The following is a 25,037-nucleotide window of genomic DNA, read 5'->3' as shown; positions in this document are numbered from 1 at the left end:
TCCCCGGCGGGCTCCTGCGAGGGTGCCGCCCGGTCGGTCCCTGCCGACCCATCCGTCCTCGTCCGGAGGATTCGATGACACCCATGCCGGACGCAACGATCTGGCTCCTGCTGCCGGGCCTGGCCGCGGCCTGGGCAACCGCCCTGCGGTACCGGAGGACCGTCTCCACCCGTGCGAAGTCCGTAGCGCGGCCCGCCCCCGCCGAGCGCTCCGCCCCCGCAGCCCCGGCCGAGGAGCCTGCGTCCCCTGCCCCGGCCGAGCGGCCCGCGGTCCAAGGGGACCAACGGTCCCTCCCCGTACGCCCCGACGGACTCCCGCAGCGCCGCAAAGGCCGGTCGCGGCGGCACACCACACCCCCGCCCCCCGCCATGCAGACCCCGTCGAACCCCGCCGCCGGCCTCGGAGCGGTCGTACGGGGCCGCCGAGCCGCACAGCAACAGCAGATTCCGGACGAAGGGAACACGGAGTAATGACCACCCCCGGCACCGACCTCAGCGGCCTCGGCTGGATCCTGGACGAGAACATCCTCAGGCTGCCGCACACACTGCGCGCCCTGCTGCTGTCCGCCGACGGCCTGACCGCGGCCTCGTCCGAGGGGGTCGACCGTGACCTGGCCGACCGCATGGCCGCCGCGGTATCCGGGATGCAGTCCCTGAGCCGCGAGGCGGCCGAGTTCGCCAACTGCCAGGGCGACCCGTGGGAATTGACCATGATCCAGTACGCCGGTGGCTTCATCTTCACCATGGCCGCGGGCCCCGGCACCTACCTGGTCGTCGCGGCAACCCAGGACGCGGACGTCGAGGCCGTCTCCTACGCCATGGAGAAGGCCGTCGACCGCCTCGGACACGAGATGAACCTCCCCGCACGGGACGCCGAGGGCAGCTCGACGTGACTCCGCCGCGGCGCGGCCGGGGCAGCGGGCTGGTACGGCCCTACGTGGTGACGGGCGGCCGGTCCGGTCCCCAGCCGGAGCCACTTTCGATCACATCACGCTCGTCCGGGCGTCCACGGCTGCCCCGCCCCCGACCCCGCCCGGTCATCTCCGAGACGGCCGTCGAACGTCGAACGCCTCCTCGACCGGCTGCCCGACCCCACCCTCGCGGTCGCCCTCGACCAGTCCAGCCGCAGGCGCGGAACGTTCCGCTCCGGCTGGACCGCTCTGCCCGTCACCTTCCCACCCGTCACAGTCCCAGCGACGTCTGGAGAGACCACATGGACGACACCCAGCGCACCTCCGGCTGCCCCTTCCGGCTCGACCCCCTGGCCACCGACATCCACGGGGAATCCGCCCGCCTCCGCGCCGAGGGCCCAGCAACACAGGTAGAGCTGCCCGGCGGGGTGCAGGCCTGGTCGGTCACCGACACCGCCCTCATCAAGCGGCTGCTCACCGATCCCCGCGTCTCCAAGGACGCCCACCAGCACTGGCCGGACTACATTGCCGGCCGGATACCGGAGGCCTGGCCGCTGCGGACCTGGGTGGACGTCCGCAACGCCCTGTCCGCGTACGGCGACGAGCACACCCGCCTGCGCCGTCTGATCGGCGCGGCGTTCACCGCCCGTCGCGTACGCGCCCTCGCACCGAAGATCGAAGCCATCACCGGCGACCTGCTGGACCGGCTGAGCACCGCCCCCGCTGGGGCCCCGGTGGATCTGCGGGCCCGGTTCGCCTGGGTGCTGCCGCTGCTCGTCGTCAACACCCTCTTAGGCGTCCCCGAGGAGGCACACGACGGCTTCCGCCGCACCATCGGCGGCCTGTTCGCCACCAACTTCACCGAGCAGGAGGCGACCGAGAACGCCCAGGAGGTGTACCAGCTGCTGACCGACCTCACCGCCGCCAAGCGCGAAGCCCCCGGCGACGACGTCACCAGCGCGCTCATCGACGCCCACGACGACGAGACCGACTCCCGCCTGTCCGAGCAGGAACTCCTCGACTCGCTACTGCTGTTGATCGGCGCCGGGCACGAGACCACGGTCAACCTGCTCGACCACGCCGTCGTCAACCTGCTCGCCCATCCCGACCAGCTGGCCCTGGTCCAGGGCGGCGGCGCATCCTGGGGTGACGTGGTGGAGGAGACCCTGCGCCATCAGGCCCCGGTCGCCAACCTCATCATGCGTTTCCCGGTGGAGGACATCCACGACGCCGGCAGCGGCCTGACGTTCCGCCAGGGCGAAGCCATCGTCATCAACTACGCCGCCGCGGGCCGCGACCCTCACCTCCACGGCGAAGCCGCCGACCGCTTCGACATCACCCGGCCCACGCGCCGCGACCACTTGTCGTTCGGGCACGGCGTGCACTACTGCCTCGGCGCGGAACTGGCCCGACTGGAGGGCCGGATCGCCCTGCCCGCCCTGTTCGACCGGTTCCCGGACCTGTCGCTGGCCGTGCCGCCCGGCGAGCTGCAGCCGCTCGAGTCCTTCATCTCCAACGGCCACCAGTCCCTGCCCGTCCACCTCCACAAGCCGGGCGACCGTATGACGGCCGCCTGAGGCGCCGCTGCGACGCGGCCGCGAACCCTGTTGATCTCCAGCGAGCACGCCGCTCATCGCCGGCATGGCTGCCGTGGCGGTTCTCGCCGGTGGTGCCATCCTCCTGGCCACCCGTAAGCGCCGCACCGCACGCCACTGACCCGACCGTGATCCGCTCCGACCGTGCCCGCTGTTCACCCGAACCGCGGGCACGGCCCTGTTGGAGCGGGCCTCCGCCCCACCTCGAAGCGGAACCCTCGCACCGCGGCCTGAGCGTCGCGTCCTGTACCGGTGGGAAATGCCCGGTGCTCGCCTGTTCGCGGGGCACACGGACAGGTAAGTCAAGCCTTACTTTCGTGGGAATTCGGCCTCATAGTGGAGGGCCACATCGAGAGGAGGCCGGCTGTTGCCGCAGTTCAACGAGGTCTACGACACCGCTGCACGCCAGGTCGAGGTGGAGCAGGCGCACGTGTCCGCCGTATACGGGCTGCTCGACGAGCGGCTTGCGGACATGCGGGCCCAGCTGACGGACGTGCTGAGGTCGTCGGCCGACAGCCCGGGCGAGGTGTACGCGCGCGACGTCGCCGCCGACCAACTGGTGCGGCAGCTTCGCCGGCTCGAACGGGCCGAGGAAGGGCTGTCGTTCGGCCGGATCGACGGCGCGGACGGAACCGTCCTGCACATCGGGCGGATCGGCCTGCACGCGGACGACCGCGAGCTGCCGCTGCTCGTCGACTGGCGCGCGGATGCGGCACGGCCCTTCTATGCGGCGACGTCCGTCCACCCGATGGGACTGCGGCGGCGCCGTCACCTGCGTGTCGAGGACCGTACGGTACGCGCGGTGAGCGACGAGCTGCTGGACGGTTCCGTCCCGACGGCCGACGACGTCGTGGGCGACGGGCCGTTGACGGAAGCGCTGGAGACGGGTCGCACGGGGCGGATGCGTGCGGCGGTGGCGACGCTGCAGGCCGAGCAGGACGCGATCGTCCGTTCTCCGCACCGGGGGGTGACGGTGGTGCAGGGCGGCCCCGGCACGGGCAAGACCGTGGTCGCGCTGCACCGGGCGGCGTATGTGCTGTACGCATTTCCGCGTGCTGCCGAGCGCGGTGTCCTGGTGCTCGGGCCGAATGCGCGGTTCCTCGACTACGTCTCTCAGGTTTTGCCCTCGCTCGGGGAGAACGACGTGGTCCTGGCGACGTGCGGGGAGCTGGCCGGCGTGGTGCCTGCCGCCGTGGAGCCGTCCGATGTGGCGCGGCTCAAGGGGAGTTCCGTGCTGGCGGAGGCGCTGGCAGGTGTGGTGCGCTCCCGGCAGGCGCCGGGCGGCGGCTTCGCCGTGCGTGTGGGGCAGGAGTGGGTCCGTCTGGAGAGCGGGGATGTCGCGGGCGCGCGGGACGCGGCCGTGGCGAGCGGCCTGGCGCACAACCGTGCGCGGGCCGTGTTCAAGGAGCGCCTGGTCGGCGCGGTCACGGACGCGCTGGAACGTGGTGCCGTGGAGGCCCTTGAGCACATCGACGCCGAGATTGCGAAGAGCACGGGCATCGACCTCGACCGGGCCGCCGAGGCCGACCTGCGCGCTCTCGGTTTCGACGGCGCACCGGCCGCGGGACCGGCTGAGGAGTTCGACGCGGACGCCCTCCGGGCGGACCTTCGCGACGACGCCCACGTCGACCGCGCCGTCGAGTCCCTCTGGCCGCGATTGACACCCGATGCCGTGGTACGTGCCCTCCTGACGGACGCTCGCGCGATGGCCGCGCATCTGCCGTCGCTGACCGGGGCGGAACGGTCCCGGCTGTTGTGTCCCCTCGACGCCCCGTGGGCCGACGCCGATGTACCGCTGTTGGACGAGGCGGCGAGCCTGGTGTACGGCCCGCCGGAGCGGACATTCGGGCACGTCGTCGTCGACGAGGCCCAGGAGCTCACCGCCATGCAGTGGCGGATGGTCGTGCGCCGGTGCCCGGCCAGGTCGATGACGCTGGTGGGCGACTTCGCCCAGGCAGGCCCGGCGTCGACCGCCCGTGACTGGCCCGAGGCGCTGGGCCCGCATCTCGGCACCCGGTTCGCCCTGCACACCCTGACTGTCGGTTACCGCACCACGGACGAGATCCTGGCGACCACCCGGGGCCTGCTCTCGCGGATCGCCCCCGGTCAGACGCCGAGCCGGTCGATCCGCCACGGCGACCTTCCACGCAGCCTCACCGCGCTCCCGCACACGCTCGCCACCACCGCGGCGGGGGAACTCCGGGCCCAAGCCGCGGCGTACCCGGGCGACTTGCTCGGAGTGATCTGCGCGGAGGCCAGGGTGGACGACCTGGCGTCTGCCGGAATCGCACGGTGGGCGCGCCTCGTTCCGGTGTCCGAGGCCCGCGGCCTGGAGTTCGACGCGGTCCTCGTCGTCGGCCCGGAGGAGATCGTCGCGGCCCGTCCCAGTGGCGAGCGGGACCTGTATGTCGCCCTGACCCGGGCCACCAAGAGGCTCTGCACGATCGCCATCCGGCCCGCGTGACAGAACCACGCGCACTGATCACCTACGAGAGGGAATCGACCATGACCGAGGAATGATCGACGCGGCCCATGGATCTGCGCGTGGGCCCAGCGGCGATCCGGGACGTCCTGGAGCGCGCGCACAGCCTGGCAGGAGGTGGCCGCCGCCCACGTCGCCGCGGGGGAGCGGCCGGCCTCGTGCACGCAGACGAACAGCACCTCCCGGACGGTTGTCACGACGACTCCGCGGACTATGGCTGTCGGTGGGCGGGCTGGAACAGTTCGACGAGGTTGCCGGCGGGGTCGGCGAGCAGGATTTGGCGTCCACCGGGGCCAGTCACCAGCTCGCTGCGGAAAGACAGTCCGGCGGTGCGCAGTCGGTCGATCTCGGCGTCGAGGTCGCTGACGATGAGATGGATGCGGTTGCGGCCACTGGAGGAGGCGTCTGCGGGTGTGGCCCGGGCGCCGGAGCTGGTCGGCCCGGACAGCAGCAGTCGCAGCGGGCCGCGGATGACGTCGGCAAAGGCGGGCGCCGCGTTGCTGTGCACGGTGAAGCCGAGGTGAGTGGTGTAGAAGTCGACGGCTGCTTGGACGTCGTCGACGAGGTAGCGGACGCTGGCAAGCTGGTCGGGCGCGGTCATGGTTGAACCTCCGGGTGCGGGCTGCGGGTGAGGACAGCCAGCAGGTAGCGGACGCGGGTGTCGATCTCCGTGGCGGCGCGATGAAAGACCGGGTAGCTGTCCTGGCCTGCGTCACCGCCGGTGGCGGGGTCGGGGATGCTCCAGTGGACCGTCCGCGGCTGGTCGGGGAATTCGGGGCAGACCTCGCGGACCTTGTCGCACAGGCTGATCACGTAGTCGAACCGGCGCCGGGCCACCGCGTCCAGATGCCGGGGACGCTGGGCGGCGATGTCGATGCCGTAGTCCTCGCGCAGTACCCGTACGGCGTTGGGGTGGATGCGCTGTTTGGGGTCGCTGCCGGCGCTGGTGACGTCGACGTGGCCGGCGGTGTGGTGGCGCAGCAGGGCCTCGGCGATCGGTGAGCGGGCGCTGTTGCCGGTACACGCGAACAGCACGCGGGGCCGGCCCTGCCGTGCGGCGGCCGGGGGCGGCAATGAATCGGGGTCCTGTGCCGGGCGCCGGCCGGGATGCAGCGCCGGGTGCAAGGCGGCACCGGCGGCGGCCAGCGCGCCCCCACAGCGATCCAGGTCCAGGTGGTAGTAGCTGTCGCGGCCGTCGAAACTGCTGCGACGGGCGGTAACCAGCCCGCTGTGGCGCAGCAGCCGCAGGTGGTACGAGACCAGGTTCTGGGGTTGGCCGACCAGGCCGGTCAGCTCGCGGACACGGTAGTCGCTCGCGGCCAGCGCGGTCAGCAATCGCCACCGCAGCGGGTGGGCGGCCAGGCGTACGAACGCCGGGGTGGCTTGACCCGAGGGCACCATGACCACAGGATACATCAAACTAGTTTGATGTATTGCGGGAGGGCTCCCGCTGAGCAGTCCCAAGCAGCGCGACGTCCGTGAGACCACAAAGCGTGAACACGCGCTGCACGGCTGCCCTCCACAGACTGGGCCTTCACTGTGGAGGAGATGCAGTACGAGCCGGAGAGCACCGGCCGCATGGCGCTGGGCGAACCGCTGTTACCTCAGCAGGGGATTCCCTGCCGGCGCAGCCAGTCACACTGGGTTTCCCCGGAGGTCTTGCCGCCGTCGTAGGCGCGGGGGTCTTTGTACCCGGGCCCGACAGGCTCGTTCTCCTCGAAGACTCCGTCGCCGTCGATGTCGCCTCCGCCGGGTGTGATCTGCGCGCCTTCCGGGAAACGGCAGGCCGCTCGGTCGGCCGGGTCCGTCGTGCACGTGCCCTGCCCCTGTTGCGGTTGCTGCTGTTGCGATCGGGGCTGCTGTTCCTGCTGTTGACCGGGTTTGGCATCGTGTGCTGCGGCCTTTGCCCGAGCGGTCTCAGCAGCCTTGCTCTGGGCCAAGGCCTGCTTCTCGATTGCATCTGCTGCGGGAGCGGGTGAAACCATCCAGGCCGCTACCGGGCCGGCCTGGGGCGAGGAGGATTCTGCGCTGCCGCACGCCGCGATAGGGACAACGGCGAGCGCCGCAACGAGGGCACAGGTGCTGAGGTGCTGGCGATGCCGGTGTCTGCGGTTCATGACACGCCCTGCGCTGTAGTGGTAGCAAACCGCTTGTCCGAGGTCGGGGGCGACGTCGTCCCGTCGTGCCCGGCTCTCGACTTCGCTTTCGGCCGCCGGGTCCGCGCGGCTGGGTCCATTATCTCCCCGACAGTCGTCGTCGGCCTCAGCCCAAGGAGCGGCTCGGAAAGCGTCACTCTCCCCGTCCGGCCGCCTGGAGCGTACGGCGGTCCCGGCCCGTGTCGTGCTGGGCAGCGAGCGTGCTGTACGGGACAGTCGCCGTCGACGAGGCGGCCGGGCTGACGGCGCGGTCCTTCGAGAGCTACGGCATCGGAACGTCAGAGGCGGTTATCGAACCCGGATGTCCGCTGTCCGAGGGGTTGCGCTCTGAAAACGCGGCGGTGCCGCCGCCCCAAGGGACGACGGCACCAGCCGGACTCAGTGCGCCGGTCAGTACCCGACGTACAGGTCCCAGTCCCACCACGACTCCTGGCAGTCGTAGATGCGCCACATACCCTGCGCGACCCCGTCGCTGCCGACCTTCTCGCACTCCTCCCGAGTCCAGAAGTCGTCATAGAACTCCATGTTCCCGGCAGCCTGCACCGCGGCCACCGACACGGAAGCCGGGGCCTGCGCGGGCTCGGCCGCTTGCGCCGGCGCCGCCAGAGCCCCCAGCCCCAGAACGGCACCGACACCAACACCAGTAAGAACACGGCGAATACGCATGGATTCCCCCATGAATCGCTGCTTCCCCCCGACAGCACTTGCCGCGAGGGGCGGCTGGCTTCGCCAACCAACGATCACGCTAGGCCCGGCCCCAACGCCCGTCACCCTCAGACGTCTCAGGGCGAGATGCGGATCTCGATCTGTGTGACTGGCAGTTGCCAGAAGTTGCCAGAGCTCCCGACCGCTCTGGCCGAGGGCTTCCGTGCAGCATGACCAACTGATCCACGGCGAGACGTACCAGTCGTACGGATGCCGGAGTACCACTTCCCGGACCCGGTGCCGCCCGAGCCCGGCGCTTATCTCAGCGAGGTGGTCGCGCTGGCGGGGGACGTCGTACGCGCGTACGGCGACACACCTTCAACCACGGCGAGGTGACAACGAGCCCGCCGACGAGTACATACGCCTGGACTGGAACGGCACCCGCTGGACCAAGCAGCCGGACGCGAAGGGAGACTGCGCCGGCCGTGTCCCCGCGGTCCGCGACGGTGAGCGCGGGCTGCTCATGAGGGCAACCGGTACCTCACCGAGGACGGCGCCTGCGTCAGGATCACGTACCCACGGCTGCCGAGCACCCATGGGATCAGGTCCAGCTCACGGCAGTCGCTCCGGTTGAACGCCATCGAGCTGATCCCGTCGTCAACCAGCCCGGCAACCCCACGAGTAGATCGGTGATCGTCAGCCTGAAGCGCTGAAGGTGGCCTGGTCGGCTCCTTCCGCTCAGCCAGTCGAGCTGAACCGCTCAGCCCCCACTGGCCGGTTCGCTCGATCCAGCGATGGCACCACACCTGTCGCAGTCGATGTCGGCTGCGCGACCGGCGCTGAGCCGTATCAAGTCGTCGTACTTCGCCTTGCGTCACACTCTTCGCCCAGAAAACACTCGTGCTCTGACGGTCGAGCCGACCAAATCGTCCGCCGGAGCCCGTAGTTGTCCTGCGAGCTGCGCGGCGACCGTCAGCAGTTCCAGCCAGTCCGGCTGTTCCTGTCCGCCTGGGCGGTGTGCGCTGTCGCACGTTCGGTCCACTTGGGGCCACGCAGGGGCGGGCCGAGGCCCAACGCACCGTCAGGCGCAGCCGCGCACCCAGTGCCAGCCGATGAAAGTGTGCCGCAGGGTCACGTCGAGCCGGCACGAGGCGGTGCCGTCCCCCTTCAGCTGCACGGCGGAGTCGTGGGTGTTGGCGTACCAGTCGCCGGTGAGGTCGAAGATCCCGCGGTAGCCGAACTCCGCGTGGGCGGCGGCGCTTGCGCCGGGGCAGGTCCCGGGGCAGCCCCCGGTCTGGCTCGTGCCCGCGAGGGACCAGCCTCCGTCCCACGGCTCGCGGTTCCAGTCGTGCCGCGCGGTGGTGTTGACGTCGCGCACCTTGCTGTCGACGTTCTCCCAGGTGGAGGTGGTGTACAAGGCGGTCATCAGGATCCCGCAGCAGTCGTACATCTCCGACCAGGTGCGCAGCTCCCGGCGGTCGGCCGCGGTCTTCCGCCGCCCGTCTGGAGCGGGCACGAATCGGACCGGGCCCAGGTGCGGCTTGCAGTCATCGCCGACGCTGACCTCCTGCCGGACGGCCATCCCGGCCGGAGGCGCGGGCAGTGCGCCCGTCACCCGGAACTCCCCGCACGCCTCCCCCTGCCGTGCGGTGCCGGACCGCGCGTCCGGGACCGGAGCCGCGGCGGCGGAGGCGCTCAGCGGCGTCGGCAGCACGAACACAGCGGCCATGATCAGCGATAGCAGCGGCAACGAGCGCAGCGACAGTAAGCGGCTTCGCATCCTTTACCTTTCTCTCTTCGGGCGACCGGCAGCTCTCTCTTCGGGCGACCGGCAGCCTACCGGCCAGTAGCACACCTCCGTCCCGGCCCTCGACGATCAGCTCAGCCCAGCAGCTCGGCGCCGGTCACCGGCTCGGACCGGGGCTGCCCCATCGTGGTGCCACGGGTGATCACAGGCAGGCGCCGCCGGCGTAGCGCCGGAGCGCGCACAGGAAATGTTGTCCGCTTCCTGGCGAGTTGCTGGTCGTACGCTGGCCGGCCGCTTGACCGCCTGTTCCTAGGGTCGTTGACGTTCCGCAGGCCCGGATCGCGAACTGCGTTCGGGCCCCGGCTGCTTGAGGTCCGTCCCCACAACTGGAGTTTCCATGAACGCCAAGACCCGCGCCGCTCTGGCCGCCCTGCCCACCACCGTCGTGCTCTTCGGACTGGTCGGCTGCGGTGGTTCCGACGCCGCTGGTTCCGCCGACAACGCCCAGGCCACCACTGCGCCCGCCGCGGGCGGGGAGTCGAACGCGGAAGCCGAGGGGGGTGACGCGGTGGAGACGCCGCTGACCGGCGAGGCGAAGCAGAAGGCCGAGGCGGCGGCGCTGAAGGCATATCCGGGCACCGTGGTGAAGTCCGAGGAGGACGCGGAGAACCCCGGCCTGTACGCGGTGGAGATCAAGAAGTCGGACGGCACCGAGATCGAGGTCTACCTCAACCCTGATACCTACAAGGTCGTCAAGACCAAGGACGAGGCCGGCGACGAGGACGGCAGCTGACCCGCGTGCCAGGGGAGGCGAGCGGTCGGCTGCCCCGGCCGGAAGGCCTGCCGTGACGGGCGGCGCCCCAGCCCCGCCGTGCACGCTGGCACCGGTACGTGCGACAGCGTTCGCCCTGGACGGCAAGGCGAGTTTGCGTGACTACTCCACTCGTTGCGGCCGGGCTGTGTGAGTCTGACGCCATGCAGGTGTTGCTCATCGAGGACGATGAACGGATCGCCGGCCCGCTGGCGGAGGGGCTTGGCCGGTACGGATTCACCGTTGAGCGGGCCCGTACCGGGGCCGCCGCGCTGGCGGCGCCCGAGCCGGAGATGGTGCTGCTCGACCTGGGCCTGCCCGACATGGACGGCATCGACGTGTGCCGTGCCCTGCGGCAGCGCTCGAACGTACCGATCATCATGATCACCGCGAGGGGTGAGGAGATCGACCGGGTCCTCGGCCTGGAGCTCGGCGCGGACGATTACCTGGCCAAGCCGTTCGGCGTACGGGAGCTGGTGGCTCGCATCCGGGCCGTCACACGCCGCACTCGTCCACCCGTCATGGTGCAGCCCGCGCGGGCGCCCGGTACCGGCCACGCCCCACCCTCGGACGCCGCCCAGCACATAGGTCCGCTGACCCTTGACCGCCGCACCCGCCAGGTCCACCTCGCCGGCCGGGCCGTCGCCCTGGCGCCGAAGGAATTCGACCTGCTTGCCTACCTCGCCCAGGACCCCGGCGCGGTCTGCTCCCGCCAGCAGATCGTGGACCAGGTGTGGGACCCGCACTTCTTCGGCCCCACCAAGACCCTGGACGTGCACGTGGCCGCCCTGCGCCGCAAACTGGGCGACCCGGCGTGGATCGAGACCATCCGCCGGGTCGGCTTCCGCCTGCACGTGCCCGACGGGACCACGCCGACGGCAGACTCCGTCCCCGGGCACGACGAGACCCCCGGGTGACCCGCCGACTGCTCGCCAGCTACCTCGGCCTGGTCCTGCTGGTCCTGCTGGGTCTGGAGATCCCCTTCGGTCTCGTCTACGCCCGAGGCGAGCTGTCCCGCTTCTCCAACAGCATCGAACGCGACGCCGGAATGCTGGCCGAACTCGCCGAGGAACGCATCGAGGAAGGCGACACCGCCGAACTGCCCGAACTGGCCACCGACTACGCCAGCGAGCGCGGCGCCCGCGTCGTCATCGTCGACCGGACCGGCACCGTGCTGACCGACTCCGCCGGAACCAGCGGCGCCGACCTGTCCGCCGAACCGGACATCGCCGCCGCCCTGCACAACCAGCCCACCGTTGGCACCCACCACGACCCGGTCACCGGCACCGAGACCCGCTATGCCACCATGCCGGGCTCCTCCGGAAGCACCATCCGCGGCGCACTGCGGATCAGCTACCCCACCACCGTGCTGACCGACCGCATCCACGACATCTGGCTCACCCTCGCCCTGACCGGCCTGGGCATCCTTGCCGCCGTCGCACTGATCGCCTTCACCCTCGCCCGCTGGATCGTCCGCCCCGTGCACGCCCTGGAACGCGCCACCGCCCAACTCGCCGATGGCAGTCTCACCGAGCCGCCCGCCGCCCACCTCGGCCCACCCGAACTGCGCCGCTTGGCCGCCTCCTTCACGGCCACCGCCACCCGCCTGCAGCATGTGCTCCGTGCCCAGCGCGCCTTCGCCGCCGAAGTCTCCCACCAGCTGAAAACCCCGCTGACCGCACTGCGGCTGCGCCTGGAGAACTTCGAGCCCCACCTCGCCCCATGCGCTCACGACAGCCTTGAGGAGGCCATCGGCGAGACCGAGCGCCTCGGGCGCATGATCCATGGACTGCTCTCCCTGGCCCGCCTGGAAAGCACCGCGACCACTCCTGAAGCGGTCGACCTCCACACCGTCGTGGCCGACCGCGCCGCCACCTGGAGCCCCTTCGCCGCCGAACAGCACGTCCGCATCGCCGTAGCCGGCCGGTCATGGGGCCAGGTCTGGGCCATCCCTGGAGCGCTGGAGCAGATCATCGACAACCTGCTCGCCAACGCCCTACGTGTCTCACCCCCCGGCACCACCATCACCCTCGCCACGACAAGCACGCCCCAGGCAGCCGAGCTCCACATCATCGACCAAGGGCCCGGCATGACCGAAAGCGAACGCCGACGCGCCTTCGACCGCTTCTGGCGCGCCTCCGACACCCACCATGACGGCACCGGCCTCGGCCTGCCCATCGTCGAGCAGCTCACCCGCGCCGGCGGTGGCCACATCACCCTCGAACCCGCGCCCGGCGGCGGCCTCGACGCCGTCGTTCGCCTCCGCCCCGCCACTACCAGCAGCCCGCCTCGACCCCAGGCCCCCCGCCACCTCGCCGGCCCCGGACAGCAACCAGGAGCTTCAACAGACCAACGTGGGCTCGAATCGAGCCGCCACTTCCTGACCGAACGCCGATAACGGGGTGGTCGGTGGCGGGATCACCGCGAGGTGAACGATGCGATCGCCTGGAAGTACCGGACCGGATCGCCGTGGGTTCACCTGCCGGAGAAGCACGGCAACTGGAGGGGCGTCTACACCCGGCTGCGGATGGCGGCCGTCGATGGCACGTGGGAGCGGGCGTTCACCGCGCTGATGGCCCAGGCTGATGCTCCGTGCCCGGCCGCGGGAGCCCTGACCGCCCTGGCTCTGGGTGCGTGTCCGGGATCACAGGGCGGCTCGCCGGAGGGGGGAATGCCGCGACCGCCGGGACGGTTGGCACCTGCACGCATTCAATGCGTGTGCACATACCGCCTGGTACCTACGAGGAGCACCCCCGTGACCGTCTCTGCCCCCTCGGCCTCCCGCGCGGCCGAGATCCTGTCCCGGCCCGTCGCCCTGAACGGCCTGACCGTCCCGAACCGCATCGTGATGGCGCCGATGACGCGCATGTTCTCCCCGGGGGGCGTCCCCGGTGAGGACGTGCGGTCGTACTACGCCCGTCGCGCCGCCGCGGGTGTGGGCCTGATCGTCACCGAGGGGACCTATGTCGGCCACGAGTCGGCCGGGCAGAGTGACCGTGTGCCGCGGTTCCACGGTGAGGAGCAGCTGGCGGGGTGGGCGGAGGTCGCCGAGGCCGTTCACGCGGCGGGCGGCACGATCGTGCCGCAGCTGTGGCACATCGGCATGGTGCGCAAGCAGGGCGACCCGCCCTACGCCGACGCCCCCGCCGTCGGCCCCTCCGGCATCCGCGTCGACGGCACCGAGGGCACCGGCAAGGCGATGACCCGACGTGACCTGGATGACGTCATCGGCGCCTTCGCCGAGGCCGCCGAGGCCGCCGAGCGCATCGGCTTCGACGGCGTCGAACTGCACGGCGCCCACGGCTACCTCCTCGACCAGTTTCTGTGGGCGGGGACGAACCGCCGTACCGACGCCTACGGCGGCGACCCCGTGGCCCGTGCGACGTTCGCGGCCGAGATCGTGGCCGCGGTCCGCGAGACCGTCTCGCCCGACTTCCCGGTGATTTTCCGCTACTCGCAGTGGAAGCAGGAGGCCTACGACGCGAGGCTCGCCGAGACCCCGGAGGAGCTGGAGGCGATCCTGACCCCGCTCGCCGCGGCCGGCGTCGACGCCTTCCACGCCTCCACCCGCCGCTACTGGCTCCCGGAGTTCGAGGGCTCGGACCTGAACCTGGCGGGCTGGACCAAGAAGCTCACCGGCAGGCCCACCATCACCGTCGGCTCGGTCGGCCTCGACGGCGACTTCATCCGCGGCTTCATGGGCGAGGGCGCCCCGGTCCAGGGCATCGACAACCTCCTCGACCGGCTGGAGCGTGACGAGTTCGACCTGGTCGCCGTCGGCCGCGCCCTGCTCCAGGACCCGGAGTGGGCGGCGAAGGTCCTGGGGGACCGGTTCGAGGAGCTGAAGCCGTACGACGCGGCGGCGCTGAAGACGCTGAGCTAGGCGGCTTCGTTTGGATCGCCGGGCTGACCGGAAGAAGATGCCCGTGACGTGGAGTCCGGCCAGATGGATGGTCGCGGTCTTCTCGTAGCGGGCGGGATACCGCGCCACTGCTTGAGGCGGTTGATGCACCGCCCGATCGCGTGGTCGTCCGGCTCGCCGGCCGGGGCTCCTTTTTGTGAGCCCCGGCCGCGGGCTGGTGAGCGCGCACGATGGTCGAGCCCACCGAGACAGCCCAGTTCAGATCCTCGTCGGCATCAGCCTGGGCCATCAGCGCGGTGAACACCCGCTCTCACCCGCAAGCCCTCAGGGGAGCGACCACGACCGGCCGCCGGCCCCGCATCGCCAGGAATAACCAGCACCCCGTCGCGACTTGGCCCCGAACATGACCGCCACACCATTCAACCCACGCACGCTGCTCGCGGAAGGCCGACTCGGTGTCCTCGCAACGATCAAGTCGGACGGCCGCCCCCAGCTTTCCCCCGTCATGCCCTTCTACGACCAGGAGGCCGGTGTCATCTACGTTTCGATGACCGAGGGACGAGCCAAGACGGCGAATCTGCGCCGTGACCCACGAGCCACGCTGGAGGTCACCAGCCCCGACGGCGGGGCGTGGGCCACTGCCGAGGGCACGGCGACACTCACCGGACCGGGAACCGACCCCCACGGTCCCGAGGTCGAGGCACTGGTGGACTACTACCGCATCGCCGCCGGGGAGCACCCGGACTGGGACGAGTACCGGTCGGTGATGGTGTCCGACCGCCGGGTGCTCATGGCGATGACGGTCGACCACGTGTACGGCGCGAAGATCCGCTGACCGCCTGCGACGGCCCCGGCGATCCGCCCCGCGATTCGGGGCCTTCGCATGCCCGCCGCGCATGGCCGGGTCTTGGACCCGCGATCCAATCTCAACCCCCGTACGAGGGGCCCCAACACGCCCTCTCTTGGCGCCCCCTGCGCCCCCCAGCAGGCAATTAGTCACATTGCATCCACGTCGCTACCACGGTTATCTGGGGGCTGGCACAGCCAGGCGCGGCCGCGGTCCTGGAGATAGTGGTCTCTCATCATGGAGGTTTCCGTGCGCCCGACCCATCGCCTCACCGCCAAGATCGTCGCTGCCGCACTCGTGGTCGCAGGCGGCCTGATCGCTCTCCAGCCCAGCGCCTCGGCGGCACCCGCACACGCCGCCACGAGCATGCACACGCAAGCCACCGCAGCCGTGACAGGCTCGGTGGACATCGGCCTGTCGGCCGGCGGCACGATCACGATCCCCGGCGCGAAGTTGTCCGCCGGAGCCACCCTCGACACCGGCATCCAGGTATCGGCAGTCGCCCGGGTGACCAACAACACCGACGCCACCCTGGTCTTCTCCGGCGGCGGCAGCGCCAGCGTCACCGTCGCGCCCGGCACTTCGGCGAGCGTCAGCGCCCTCGCCAGCGGCAGCTTGAAGATCCGCGTCGTGTAGCGGACGGACACCCTCGAGTGCCGGCGGTTCCTGGAACTCCCGGGAACCGCCGGCACGACTCCGCACCCACCACGGCCACTGCCCCCACCGGGCGACACTGGTCGTCCACTCGCAGTCGTGAAGGCAGCTGCGGCTACAGGCACGAAAATCCGAGGTTACGGCGCTGAGAAGAGGTTCGTGACCATCAGCGCGTCCAGAGGGCTCCTAGGTCGTCACGTGCTCACGACTCGTCGTTCACCCAGAGCTGCCACTTGCCGCTGCTGGTCGGTCGGCACTCCCACTCGGAGTAGACGGAGTTCTTCCCGTCGTTGTAGCACGCCCTGTGGGTGCGGTAGGTGCCGACGTAGATCCACGAGTTGGCGATCGGTGCCGCGGCCGTCGTCATGCTCGTGTCGGAGGAGGCGGGTGTCGCCTGCGCGGTGGCGACGGTGCCACCGGTCAGCAGGGCGGCTCCCATCGCGGCACTGGCGAGCACAAGTCGAGTACGCATGTTTCCCCTTGAGGTCGAAGTGTTGCTGTCGGCGTGATCCTGAGGCAGGAAGTGGGCCGAAGGGAACAGCGATCCGATGTCCTGGACGTACTTGGCGTGTCCCGGACGCCCTGCTTGGTATCCACGCTGGTCAGCGTCCTGTCCCGCCGACGGTGTCCGTACGTCGTCCGCATATCGCGACCGCGGAAGCCGTAGCTCGTGATGGAGCCACATCCCGTCCCCTGCGGGCATCGTGATTGGCGCGGATCGCCATTGACGGCTCGCACGACGACCACGATGATCAACTTCATGGCAAACCTGGGGGGTTGGGAACTCGGAGAAGTCCATGACTTACCCGCATTCATGGAATTGCTGCGCCAACTGAAGAAGGATTCCGGACTGTCGTACCGGCAGCTGGAAGAGCGCGCAGCAGACGTCGGGGACGTGCTGCCACGCAGTACCGCCTCCAGCATGCTGAGCCGGGACGTCGCACCGCGACCTGACCAACTGGCTGCCTTCGTGAAGGCCTGTGGGGAAGGGGAACGGGTGGCGCAGTGGCTCCAGGCCCGGGACCGAATCGCCGGTCAGCAGGTAAGCGAAGCCTGTAAGGCAGAACCGGCTCGGCGGGGCCCGCTCGTCAGGCCGCTGCGCAGGGGCACAGCACTGAGTGTGTTGGTGGCCGTCCCGGTCCTAACCGCTGTCGGAGTCTGGATGCTCGCTGCTTCTGGCGAACCGACAGGAGATGCCGGGGCGGACCGGAGTGTGGGGTCCGCGTCCCCTGGCGTCAGGTCGGCACTGCTGAGCGGCTGGGTACACATCCGCCCGGTCACGGCTCCCGATCTGTGCCTGACCGACGGACGGGTCCTGGACCGCCGCTACACCCCGCTGGTGGCCGTTCAGCGGCGGTGCAGCAAGGTGGCACCGCAGGCCACCAAGCTGGAGCCGATGGGCGGGGATACGTACCGGATCCAATGGCATCATCCCGACTACGGCAAGGGCTGCCTCAAGGCACTCGATGAGGGCGCCGGTGCCGGGTTGCTGGAGCCGTATGACGACTGCGCGCAGGCCAGCCGGTTCCACCTCGAACCGTCCGGACCATACGCAGGCGGCAGGTATGTCCTTCGCGTGGCCGGACAGGGATGCGTGGGGATCAAAGCCTCCGACACCTCCGAGGGAACTGAGGCAGTGATGGAGCGGTGCGTGGGCAAGGGGGGCCAAGTGTTCTTCATCGAGCCTGCATCCTGACCCGCGAGCGCCGCCCGGAGCCGCCGTACCGAACGAAGGCACTGTCCAAGCCGCAGATCACCGCTATGTGGCAACTGGACGCGTCCGTACGCGAGAAGACGTTCTGGAAGCTCCCCGACTGGCCTGGTAGCCGGGGGTTTGGGCCCGAGGGAATGCGCGTGCTCGTCGACGACACCCTGTGCTTCGAGGACGGTCCGGCCGCGCCGCGTGCGACGGCGGTGGTGAACCGGTGGCTGCATGAACCCCCGGCCGGCGGGGCGCCGGCGCCGAGCTCGTGCGTGCACGACTGCCTTGAGCTGGATCGGGCGGCCACGGCAGAGGGCACGCGGTGGCGGCCGCCGCGCCGGTGGGGTGAGCCGCTGATGGTGACCGAGCCGATCTTCCGGAGCTGCGCGCTCGCCCGCCGCCTCGGTCATCAGTGCGGGAGGCAACTACGATCTCGCCATGGCCAAGCTATTCACGCACCGATTGCGAGTGCGCTACAGCGAGTGTGACCAGCAAGGCGTGGTGTTCAACGGTCACTACCTCTTCTACTACGACGTCGCCGTGACCGAGCTGTGGCGAGAAGTCGTCGAGGACTACACGTCCATGGTCGAGAGCGGAGCCGACCTGGTCGTGGCAGAAGCGCGGATTCTCTACCGCCTGGGGGCGCGCTTCGATGAGCTGCTCGACATTGAGATGCCCATCACCCATCTCGGAACAACCAGCATGATCGTGTGCCCGGTGTTCAAGGTCGGTGAACGGGTCATCGCAGAAGGTGAAGTACGGCACGTGTTCATCGATCCCGCGACCCACAGCAAGAAGGAGATGCCCACCACGGTTCGTGCGGCCCTCCAGCCCTACACCTCAGCAGGATAGTAGGACCAGCACAACAGCACGCGCTTCACCACCCGATGATCACCGTTGGGTCCCCCCGCCGCGCAAAAGTGCACCGTCCGTCACGGAGCCGGGCCCTCACGAACCGCGTCCGTCAGGACGCAGGCCAAGAGGGCCCGGAACCACCAAGCTATCGGCACCCTGCATATGAGGGTGGCCATCAGCTGCACGGTTGGAGCGACATGGCTCTCAACTGAGGTGTCCGAGTGGCTCGCATTCACCCTGCCGAAAACAGGTCAGCCGCCTCCCCGCACCGCGAACCACCGTGATCGGGACCTGCAGCTGAGGGTGACCCATCGCGACGGTCGGCCTGTTTTCAGATATGTCGGAGCGTGTATTCCGCGCTGGCGTATGCACCACCCTGGAGAACGCACTCCGCCGAGTCCGCGTCTGGCGGAATGCTCGACGCGAAGGCTTCCGCGTCGTCAACGGGCGTGTATCCCAGAACCGAGCCAGCCTCGATATCCCAGAACCGACGAGTGTTGGCGGAAACGGCATACACGGTCGTGAAGCGAATGCCCGGGGCGGTGAGAGCCGCGCGAACGAAACCGAGGCAGTCGCGCGGGCTCAGCCACGTGGCCAGATGACGTCGCTCGGACGGCGCGTCTTCAAAGCTCCCGATACGCAGGCACACCACGGACAGACCGAACTTGTCCGCATACAGACGTCCCAGCGCCTCGACCGCTACCTTGCTCACCCCATAGAGACCATCCGGACGCGGCGGCAGCTCGGCCGTGACGGTCTCCGAGACCGGATAGAAGCCGGTGAGGCGGTTACTGCTGGCGAGCAACACTCGCCCAACCCCTTGCCGACGTGCACCCTCCAGCACGTTATGCGTCCCCCGAACATTGCCGTCCAACAGGTCCGGCAACGGCGCCTCATCCGGGACCCCGCCCAGATGCACGACCGCATCCGCATCCTCCAAGGCCGCTGTCACCGCCTCAACATCACGCAGGTCAAGCTGCCGCACCTCCTCGGCCGACGACTGCGCAACGAGACCGACACGATCGACGAGCACCAGGCGCTCCACCTCACCGCGCAAACCGACCCGCACCGCCGACCCAACACGCCCGGCAGCGCCGGTGACCACCACAGTCCCAAGACCGGTTCCCATAGCGGCCACTCTGCCTCACACCACCGACAGCTCGGCCGCAGAAGGTCTCGTCAAGAGGGAACAGGAACTCCAACCCGACAGTGATCTACACCACCTCGCTGTCCGGGAATCGCGACACTGCGCGCAACCGTCGAAGCGAAACCGTTCTCGGCAAAGGCCCCGCTCAATTGCTACACCAACTGATCCGCACACGGTCTCTGCGGGCACAAGGCACAGCGTGCTGACCCACGACGCGTGTGGCGTGTGCGAGTTTGCTGCTGATGCTCCACGCACTGAGGGCCTGTGCGACGCCATCGGCGGGAGTGCATTGCAGGCGCTCTGTCGCGTTGATGGATTGAAGCTGCCCATGCTGGTGATCAGCAGGGTCTCGACGATGATCACCGTGAGGAGTCCGGAGATGCCGGGGAGGGTTCGTGCGAGTCCGAGTGGGAAGATCGAGCGCAGCCAGCCGGAGACGATCATGATGCGGTGGGCCGTAGCGGGTGACGAGGCGCGCGGAGAGGCGGGCGCCGACGAAGCCGCCATCACGGGGCGCTTGGCCGGGTGCTCGACCCGCGGCCCGAGTGGGACCGCGACGATCGCGGCAACGGTAAGGCCGGCAGCTTCCAGGAGCGAGAGGGCGAATGCCGGCGAGTGCAGCACCCGGACCGCGACGAGCGGGAAATGCCCCGAAAGCGATTCACGTGCCGTATGTGCTGACGGCCTAGGCCGGCCACAGCCACCCGAAGCTGGGCCCCAATCTCACGCGCACATGGCTCCTCGCGACAACCGACGGTTTGGATGCTTGAACCACATCAGCCACGCTGGAGCGTGATCAAACAACCAATCCTCGGCGAGCCACAACGATCAGTTGTGCACGCCTAAGGTGAGCCAGTGGACACCGAGGCATTGCGATCGTTCGTCCGGGCGGCCGAGCTCGGACAGTTGCAACATGCGGCCGATGAGCTGGGCGTGACGCAGCAGGCGGTCTCCAAGCGGATCGCCGCCCTGGAGCGCAAGCTGGAAGTCCGTCTGTTCGCACGTACCGCCCGAGGGGTTGAGCTGACGCTCGATGGTCAGGCGTTTCTCCCCCACGCGCGGAGCATCGTCGCGGGTGTCGAGCGCGCCATCACCGCGGTCAGGCCGGGCTCCCGGGCCCTTCGGATCGACGTTCTCGGCCTGCGAAGCGCGCAGGCCGTTGTTCTGCACGACTATTGGCGGTCGCATCCCGAAACCAACCTCGACGTGGTGACCCTCCGGGTCAACGACCCACGTGTGGCGGTCGCCGCCGTCGAAGCAGGCGATATCGACGCCTCGTTCCGTACCGTCACTGACCCGGACACACTGCCGCCAGACGTTCAAATGATTCACGCGTTCGACTCTCCGCTGGAACTTCTCGTCGGCCCGAGACATCCGCTCGCCTCCGCGCGAAGACTGACGCCACCGCAGCTGCGTAAGCACCGGATATGGGTGCCGGGTATCGCGCCCCGAAGCGAATGGGCGGAGTTCTACGATCAGCTCGCCACCGAATTCGACCTACGCATCGACGCGGCAGGCCCGCACTTTGGAGACGAAGTACTCCTGGACACCCTCGCGGACTCCGCGGACGTGGCCACCCTCGTTGGGGCACGCGACCGGTACATCTGGCCGACGAACTACGACCTACGCCGCATCCCTATCGTGAATCCGACCCTCGCATACCCACTCTCTCTCATCCTCCCCAGAACGAATGCACATCCAGGACTCCGTGGAATCATCACCCACCTCGGAAGCCTGCCAAGGCTCCCTGAGACGGTCTGGCTCCCGTTCTGGGCAACGACGCCACGGCGCGGCGACAGCGACATCGCACATGCTCGCAGGTCCCAACCCCGGCAAAGGTGACTCGACCGGCTGCTGATAGCAGCCTCCACCAGCGCCCAGTGAGTCTTATCCAGTCACCGGTACACCAGAAAGGATCGTGGCATGTCCAGCGACCGTCTCATGCGCATCCATAGCGCCGAGTTCCAGGCCATGGCCGAGAGGGTCCTGCGGGTCACCGAGCTCACCTCCCGCCTGAACGTCCTGCCCTTCGAGGACGAAGCGGGTAAGGCGGAACTGTTCGAACAGATCCTCGGCAGTCCGCTGTCGACGAGAGTCACGATCTATCCGCCCTTCTACACGGACCACGGCCTTCACTTGGACCTCGCGGAGCGCGTGTTCGTCAACCAGAACTGCACGTTCCTGGACTACGCCGGCATCCGGCTCGGCAAGCGCGTGATGGTCGGGCCAAAGGCCACGTTCATCACCGTCGGTCACCCGGTCGATCCTGAGGAGCGACGGGGGTGGCTAAGCGGCGCGCCCATCGATGTGGCGGAGAACGTGTGGATCGGCGCCGGTGCCACGATCCTTCCTGGCGTCAGCATTGGCCGTGATGCCGTGGTCGCCGCTGGCGCGGTCGTGACCGATGACGTTCCGCCGGCAAGCCTGGTGACCAGCAGTAAGGCAACCGTGCACCGACGGTGGTGACGACCTCTCAGGGGCCACACCGAGCCCGGACTACGGGCAGTCATCAACCACATCGGAAGCTGGCGCCCCTCCCCGAGACAACTGGCTCCGGTCCAGGGCGACGAACCAACGTCGCGGCCATCATCACAACGCCTCACACAGCCACTGACACCGAAAGCCCACGCGCGTTGCCAGCATCACTCACTGATCCTGCTCGCCGCCAAGTTTCTGCCGCCAACAACGTCATGGCCAGCAACACCTAGGACTCCGGAGCCGTGTACTTCGGGTCTGGTTTCCGAGCCGGAGCCTCAGCTGTTGGCCAGGGTACGGTCGAGGAGGGGGAGCAGACGGTCCCAGTGGCGCTGCAGTGCGGAGGGGTTGAAGGCGTCGGTGTCGGACATGGTGTAGCCGTGGATGGTGCCGGGGCAGATCTCGGTGGTGTAGCCGACACCTGCGGCGTCCAGGGCCTTGTTGAGCTCGTTGATGTCCTCGGGCGGCATGTCGTTTTCGGCGAGGCCGAGGTGGACTTGGGCGGTGAGCTTGGGGACGAGGCGGTGCGGGCTGTCGGGCGCGTCGGTGACCAAGAAGCCGGGGTGGAATCCGGCGACGGCGGCCACCTGGTCGGGATGGGCCGCTGCAGTGCGCATCGCCAAGGCGGCGCCTATGCAGTAGCCGATCACGGCGGCCGGTCCGGAGCTGACCTCGGGCTGGGTGGTGAGGAACCTGAGGTAGGCGTCGGCGTCGCGCAGGACCCGTTCGGTGGTGTGCGCCTCGATCAAGGGCATCAACTGGGCGATGACCGCGGGTCGGATGTCTTCTCCGATGTGCTCGGGAATTCGATCACCGGTGCCGGGCCGTGCCGGTAGTAGAGGTTGGGGACGAGCACGTAGTACCCGTGCTCGGCCAGTTCGCGGGCCCTCTCCTCCAACTCGGGCCGCACGCCGAAGGCGTCCGTGTACAGCAGCACCCCCGGGTGCCGCTCGCCACGGTCGGGGAAGGCGGCGAAAGCGTCGGCCTGGCCGTCCGCGGTGGGAATCGGCAGCGCTGGTGGACTGGGCGAAGAAGTACCTCGACATCACCATCAAGACGGTGCGGCGCCCGCCGGACGCGAAGGGGTTCGTCGTCCTCCCGCGCAGGTGGGTGGTCGAGCGTTCGTGGTCGTGGATCATGCGGGCCCGCCGCCACTGCCGCGATCACGAACGTCTCCCAGAGATGAGCGAGTCACTGATCACCTGGGCCGCGATCACCCTGATGGCCCGGCGACTCACCCACCGCAAGGCCCGCCCTGCCGAACGCCGCGACGTCACTCCGTACTACCTGGCGCAGGCTGCCTGATCACTCGGTGATCCAGGGACCATCGTTTACGTTTGTGAGAACCAGCGTGGGCGCTGAGCTTGTCCCGGAGAAAATTTTGGGGAGCTGTCGATCTGACTGTGTCCCGTTCGTCGTCATGGTGTACGGCGCCCCGGCGCGCGAGGAAACCACAGGACCTGACAGGAGTCGGACCTTGAAGTACATGCTGCTGATCAACGCTGGTGCGATCGACGAGGACGGCGGAGCCGCCGAGTGCACCTTCGAGGACTGGATGAGCTACGACAAGGAGGTGAAGGACGCCGGGATCTGGGTTTCCGGGGAATCACTGGCGGACCTGGTCACCGCCACGACGGTTCGGGTCGGCCAGGACGGCAGGCGGGCGGTCACGGACGGGCCGTTCGCCGAGACCCGCGAGGTCCTCGGCGGCTTCTATGTCGTCGACGTACCGGACCTGGATGTCGCGCTCGACTGGGCCGCGCGCTGTCCCGGCGCGCGCGGCAGCGGGTCGGTGGTGGTGCGGCCGATCGCCGAGTTCGGGGCCTGACATGAGGGACGGGGGAGCCGCAGGACCCGACACGCCCATCGAGTCACCCCATCAGTCGCCTGGCCAGTCGACAGTGGAGGCGGTGTTCCGGGAGGAGCGCGGCCGGCTGCTCGCCTCCCTCGTCCGCCGCTTCGGCGATCTCGACCTGGCCGAAGAGGTCACCTCCGAGGCCGTCGAGGCGGCACTGGTCCACTGGCCGGCCGAGGGCGTCCCGGCCAAGCCCGGTGCCTGGCTGCTGACCACGGCGCGGCGCAAGGCCGTCGACCGGCTGCGGCGGGACCAGACGTATGCCGCCCGCCTCGCCATCCTTCAGGTGGAGGCGGACCGCGCCGGTCCCGCCCCGCCCGCGGACGCCGACGGCGACCTGGCCGACGAGCGGTTGCAGATGTTCTTCACCTGCGCCCACCCCGCTCTCGCGGCCGAGGACCGTACGGCGCTGACCCTGCGCTACCTGGCCGGTCTGACCACGCCCGCGGTGGCGCGGGCCTTTCTGGTCCCGCCCGCGACGATGGCCCAGCGGATCGTGCGGGCGAAGAAGAAGATCCGCGAGGCTCGTATCCCGTTCCGCGTGCCCGGCGCCGACGAGCTGCCGGAGCGCCTGCCCGGGGTGCTCCAGGTCCTCTATTCGGTCTTCACCGAGGGCTACGCGGCCAGCTCGGGCCCTCAGCTGCAGCGGCTCGACCTCGCCGAGGAGGCCATCCGGCTGGCGCGGATCCTGCGCCGGCTGCTGCCCGCTGAGCGGGAGGTTGCCGGCCTGCTCGCGCTGATGCTGCTGATCCACGCGCGGCGCGACGCCCGGACCGGTCCGGACGGCGAGCTCGTGCTGCTCGATGACCAGGACCGCGGCCGCTGGGACCGCCCGATGATCGAGGAGGGCCGTGGCCTGGTGGTCTGCGCGTTGACGGGCGGGCCGCCCGGCCCGTACGGGGTGCAGGCCGCCGTCGCCGCCCTGCACGACGAGGCCGCCGACCTCGCGAGCACGGACTGGCCGCAGGTCGTGGCGCTCTATGACGTGCTGCTCGCGCTCACGCCGTCCCCCGTCGTCGAGCTGAACCGGGCGGTGGCGGTGGCGATGCGCGACGGCCCGGAGGCGGGCCTGGCGCTGCTCGACGAGCTGGTCGACGAGCCGCGGCTGCGCGGTCACCACCCCTACCCGGCCGCCCGGGGAGACCTGCTGCACCGGCTCGGCCGATTGCCCGAGGCCGCGTCCGCCTACCGGGAAGCAATCGACCTGGCCGGCACCGAACCCGAACGGGCCCACCTGCGAAGCAAGCTGACCGAGATCGAACCGCCCAACCCAGCCGACAAGACCGGCACATGA

At 69.5% G+C, this 25,037-nt stretch carries 24 protein-coding genes and 4 pseudogenes; 20 read left to right on the top strand and 8 right to left on the bottom strand.

The annotated features are described in order from the left end of the window. Positions 1–83: 83 nt before the first annotated feature. The 5 genes and pseudogenes from ACTWQC_RS01905 (at position 84) to ACTWQC_RS01885 (ending at position 4,969) form a co-directional block, all read left to right on the top strand. Positions 84–470 (top strand): hypothetical protein, encoded by a 387-nt coding sequence (locus ACTWQC_RS01905; RefSeq protein ID WP_443313695.1) that lies wholly within the window; start codon positions 84–86, stop codon positions 468–470. Continuing rightward, on the top strand, positions 470–892 hold the full coding sequence (locus ACTWQC_RS01900) for a roadblock/LC7 domain-containing protein (protein WP_443313694.1): 423 nt from the start codon (positions 470–472) through the stop codon (positions 890–892). The genes ACTWQC_RS01905 and ACTWQC_RS01900 overlap by 1 nt, the downstream gene beginning before the upstream one ends. A 320-nt stretch (positions 893–1,212) precedes the next feature. Further along, positions 1,213–2,487: a cytochrome P450 family protein gene (locus tag ACTWQC_RS01895; RefSeq protein WP_443313693.1), complete on the top strand. Its 1,275-nt coding sequence runs from the start codon at positions 1,213–1,215 to the stop codon at positions 2,485–2,487. Positions 2,488–2,539: 52 nt separating this feature from the next. Next, a pseudogene (locus tag ACTWQC_RS01890) lies at positions 2,540–2,626 on the top strand (LAETG motif-containing sortase-dependent surface protein); the annotation flags it as partial. Positions 2,627–2,977: 351 nt separating this feature from the next. Continuing rightward, positions 2,978–4,969 carry a HelD family protein gene (locus ACTWQC_RS01885; RefSeq protein ID WP_443313919.1) on the top strand — a complete coding sequence of 664 codons (1,992 nt, stop codon included), beginning with the start codon at positions 2,978–2,980 and terminating at the stop codon, positions 4,967–4,969. Between the two features lie 229 nt (positions 4,970–5,198). On the opposite strand, the gene ACTWQC_RS01880 is transcribed toward ACTWQC_RS01885, so the two are convergent. The 4 genes from ACTWQC_RS01880 to ACTWQC_RS01865 form a co-directional block, all read right to left on the bottom strand. After that, the gene (locus tag ACTWQC_RS01880) at positions 5,199–5,588 is read right to left on the bottom strand and encodes a VOC family protein (protein ID WP_443313692.1); all 390 of its coding nucleotides are present in this window, start codon (positions 5,586–5,588) and stop codon (positions 5,199–5,201) included. Continuing rightward, the gene (locus tag ACTWQC_RS01875; protein ID WP_443313691.1) at positions 5,585–6,388 is read right to left on the bottom strand and encodes an arsenate reductase/protein-tyrosine-phosphatase family protein; all 804 of its coding nucleotides are present in this window, start codon (positions 6,386–6,388) and stop codon (positions 5,585–5,587) included. The genes ACTWQC_RS01880 and ACTWQC_RS01875 overlap by 4 nt, the downstream gene beginning before the upstream one ends. A 203-nt stretch (positions 6,389–6,591) precedes the next feature. Then, complete coding sequence (locus ACTWQC_RS01870; RefSeq protein WP_443313690.1) at positions 6,592–6,927, bottom strand: hypothetical protein; 336 nt, start codon at positions 6,925–6,927, stop codon at positions 6,592–6,594. 606 nt (positions 6,928–7,533) lie between these two features. After that, the gene (locus tag ACTWQC_RS01865; protein ID WP_443313689.1) at positions 7,534–7,668 is read right to left on the bottom strand and encodes a hypothetical protein; all 135 of its coding nucleotides are present in this window, start codon (positions 7,666–7,668) and stop codon (positions 7,534–7,536) included. 390 nt (positions 7,669–8,058) lie between these two features. Between ACTWQC_RS01865 and ACTWQC_RS01860 the strand changes: the two genes are divergently transcribed. After that, positions 8,059–8,184: a hypothetical protein gene (locus ACTWQC_RS01860; RefSeq protein WP_443313688.1), complete on the top strand. Its 126-nt coding sequence runs from the start codon at positions 8,059–8,061 to the stop codon at positions 8,182–8,184. A 685-nt stretch (positions 8,185–8,869) separates the two neighbouring features. Here ACTWQC_RS01860 and ACTWQC_RS01855 read toward each other — a convergent pair. Continuing rightward, positions 8,870–9,568 carry a hypothetical protein gene (locus ACTWQC_RS01855; protein WP_443313687.1) on the bottom strand — a complete coding sequence of 233 codons (699 nt, stop codon included), beginning with the start codon at positions 9,566–9,568 and terminating at the stop codon, positions 8,870–8,872. A 364-nt stretch (positions 9,569–9,932) separates the two neighbouring features. Between ACTWQC_RS01855 and ACTWQC_RS01850 the strand changes: the two genes are divergently transcribed. From ACTWQC_RS01850 to ACTWQC_RS01820, 7 genes and pseudogenes are all read left to right on the top strand, one after another. After that, positions 9,933–10,328 (top strand): PepSY domain-containing protein, encoded by a 396-nt coding sequence (locus ACTWQC_RS01850; RefSeq protein WP_443313686.1) that lies wholly within the window; start codon positions 9,933–9,935, stop codon positions 10,326–10,328. Between the two features lie 182 nt (positions 10,329–10,510). Then, positions 10,511–11,263 carry a response regulator transcription factor gene (locus ACTWQC_RS01845; protein WP_443313685.1) on the top strand — a complete coding sequence of 251 codons (753 nt, stop codon included), beginning with the start codon at positions 10,511–10,513 and terminating at the stop codon, positions 11,261–11,263. Beyond that, the gene (locus ACTWQC_RS01840; protein WP_443313684.1) at positions 11,260–12,744 is read left to right on the top strand and encodes an ATP-binding protein; all 1,485 of its coding nucleotides are present in this window, start codon (positions 11,260–11,262) and stop codon (positions 12,742–12,744) included. The genes ACTWQC_RS01845 and ACTWQC_RS01840 overlap by 4 nt, the downstream gene beginning before the upstream one ends. Positions 12,745–12,759: 15 nt before the next feature. Beyond that, positions 12,760–12,894: pseudogene (locus ACTWQC_RS01835) on the top strand (transposase); the annotation flags it as partial. Positions 12,895–13,101: 207 nt separating this feature from the next. After that, complete coding sequence (locus ACTWQC_RS01830; RefSeq protein ID WP_443313683.1) at positions 13,102–14,229, top strand: NADH:flavin oxidoreductase; 1,128 nt, start codon at positions 13,102–13,104, stop codon at positions 14,227–14,229. Positions 14,230–14,611: 382 nt separating this feature from the next. Next, positions 14,612–15,043, top strand: coding sequence for a PPOX class F420-dependent oxidoreductase (locus ACTWQC_RS01825; protein ID WP_443313682.1), 432 nt, complete (start codon positions 14,612–14,614; stop codon positions 15,041–15,043). Between the two features lie 261 nt (positions 15,044–15,304). Further along, the gene (locus ACTWQC_RS01820; RefSeq protein WP_443313681.1) at positions 15,305–15,691 is read left to right on the top strand and encodes a hypothetical protein; all 387 of its coding nucleotides are present in this window, start codon (positions 15,305–15,307) and stop codon (positions 15,689–15,691) included. 220 nt (positions 15,692–15,911) lie between these two features. Here the strand turns inward: ACTWQC_RS01820 and ACTWQC_RS01815 are convergent, their stop codons facing one another. Beyond that, the gene (locus ACTWQC_RS01815) at positions 15,912–16,181 is read right to left on the bottom strand and encodes a hypothetical protein (protein WP_443313680.1); all 270 of its coding nucleotides are present in this window, start codon (positions 16,179–16,181) and stop codon (positions 15,912–15,914) included. Positions 16,182–16,457: 276 nt separating this feature from the next. Between ACTWQC_RS01815 and ACTWQC_RS01810 the strand changes: the two genes are divergently transcribed. Continuing rightward, the gene (locus ACTWQC_RS01810; protein WP_443313679.1) at positions 16,458–17,405 is read left to right on the top strand and encodes an RICIN domain-containing protein; all 948 of its coding nucleotides are present in this window, start codon (positions 16,458–16,460) and stop codon (positions 17,403–17,405) included. Between the two features lie 444 nt (positions 17,406–17,849). Further along, positions 17,850–18,263 (top strand): acyl-CoA thioesterase, encoded by a 414-nt coding sequence (locus ACTWQC_RS01805; RefSeq protein WP_443313678.1) that lies wholly within the window; start codon positions 17,850–17,852, stop codon positions 18,261–18,263. Between the two features lie 334 nt (positions 18,264–18,597). Here ACTWQC_RS01805 and ACTWQC_RS01800 read toward each other — a convergent pair whose 3' ends face one another. Continuing rightward, a complete protein-coding gene (locus tag ACTWQC_RS01800; protein ID WP_443313677.1) occupies positions 18,598–19,395 on the bottom strand; it encodes an NAD-dependent epimerase/dehydratase family protein in 798 nt (265 codons plus the stop codon). A gap of 873 nt (positions 19,396–20,268) precedes the next feature. Between ACTWQC_RS01800 and ACTWQC_RS01795 the strand changes: the two genes are divergently transcribed. Both ACTWQC_RS01795 and ACTWQC_RS01790 read left to right on the top strand, forming a co-directional pair. Beyond that, positions 20,269–21,255, top strand: a complete 987-nt coding sequence (locus tag ACTWQC_RS01795; RefSeq protein ID WP_443313676.1) for a LysR family transcriptional regulator — start codon at positions 20,269–20,271, stop codon at positions 21,253–21,255. A gap of 81 nt (positions 21,256–21,336) precedes the next feature. Next, positions 21,337–21,879: a DapH/DapD/GlmU-related protein gene (locus ACTWQC_RS01790; protein ID WP_443313675.1), complete on the top strand. Its 543-nt coding sequence runs from the start codon at positions 21,337–21,339 to the stop codon at positions 21,877–21,879. 287 nt (positions 21,880–22,166) lie between these two features. Here ACTWQC_RS01790 and ACTWQC_RS01785 read toward each other — a convergent pair. Continuing rightward, positions 22,167–22,900 (bottom strand): annotated as a pseudogene (locus ACTWQC_RS01785) (dienelactone hydrolase family protein). Between the two features lie 2 nt (positions 22,901–22,902). Here ACTWQC_RS01785 and ACTWQC_RS01780 point away from each other — a divergent pair. The 3 genes and pseudogenes from ACTWQC_RS01780 to ACTWQC_RS01770 all read left to right on the top strand — a co-directional run. Further along, positions 22,903–23,127, top strand: a pseudogene (locus tag ACTWQC_RS01780) (transposase); the annotation flags it as partial. A 238-nt stretch (positions 23,128–23,365) separates the two neighbouring features. Continuing rightward, the gene (locus ACTWQC_RS01775; protein WP_443313674.1) at positions 23,366–23,716 is read left to right on the top strand and encodes a YciI family protein; all 351 of its coding nucleotides are present in this window, start codon (positions 23,366–23,368) and stop codon (positions 23,714–23,716) included. A gap of 1 nt (position 23,717) precedes the next feature. Next, complete coding sequence (locus ACTWQC_RS01770) at positions 23,718–25,037, top strand: RNA polymerase sigma factor (RefSeq protein WP_443313673.1); 1,320 nt, start codon at positions 23,718–23,720, stop codon at positions 25,035–25,037.

The sequence above is a fragment of the Streptomyces sp. 8N616 genome (genome assembly GCF_052246385.1).
GTDB lineage: Bacteria > Actinomycetota > Actinomycetes > Streptomycetales > Streptomycetaceae > Streptomyces.
The sequence above is the reverse complement of the archived record's forward strand: the minus strand, read 5'-3'. Positions and strand labels throughout refer to the sequence as shown.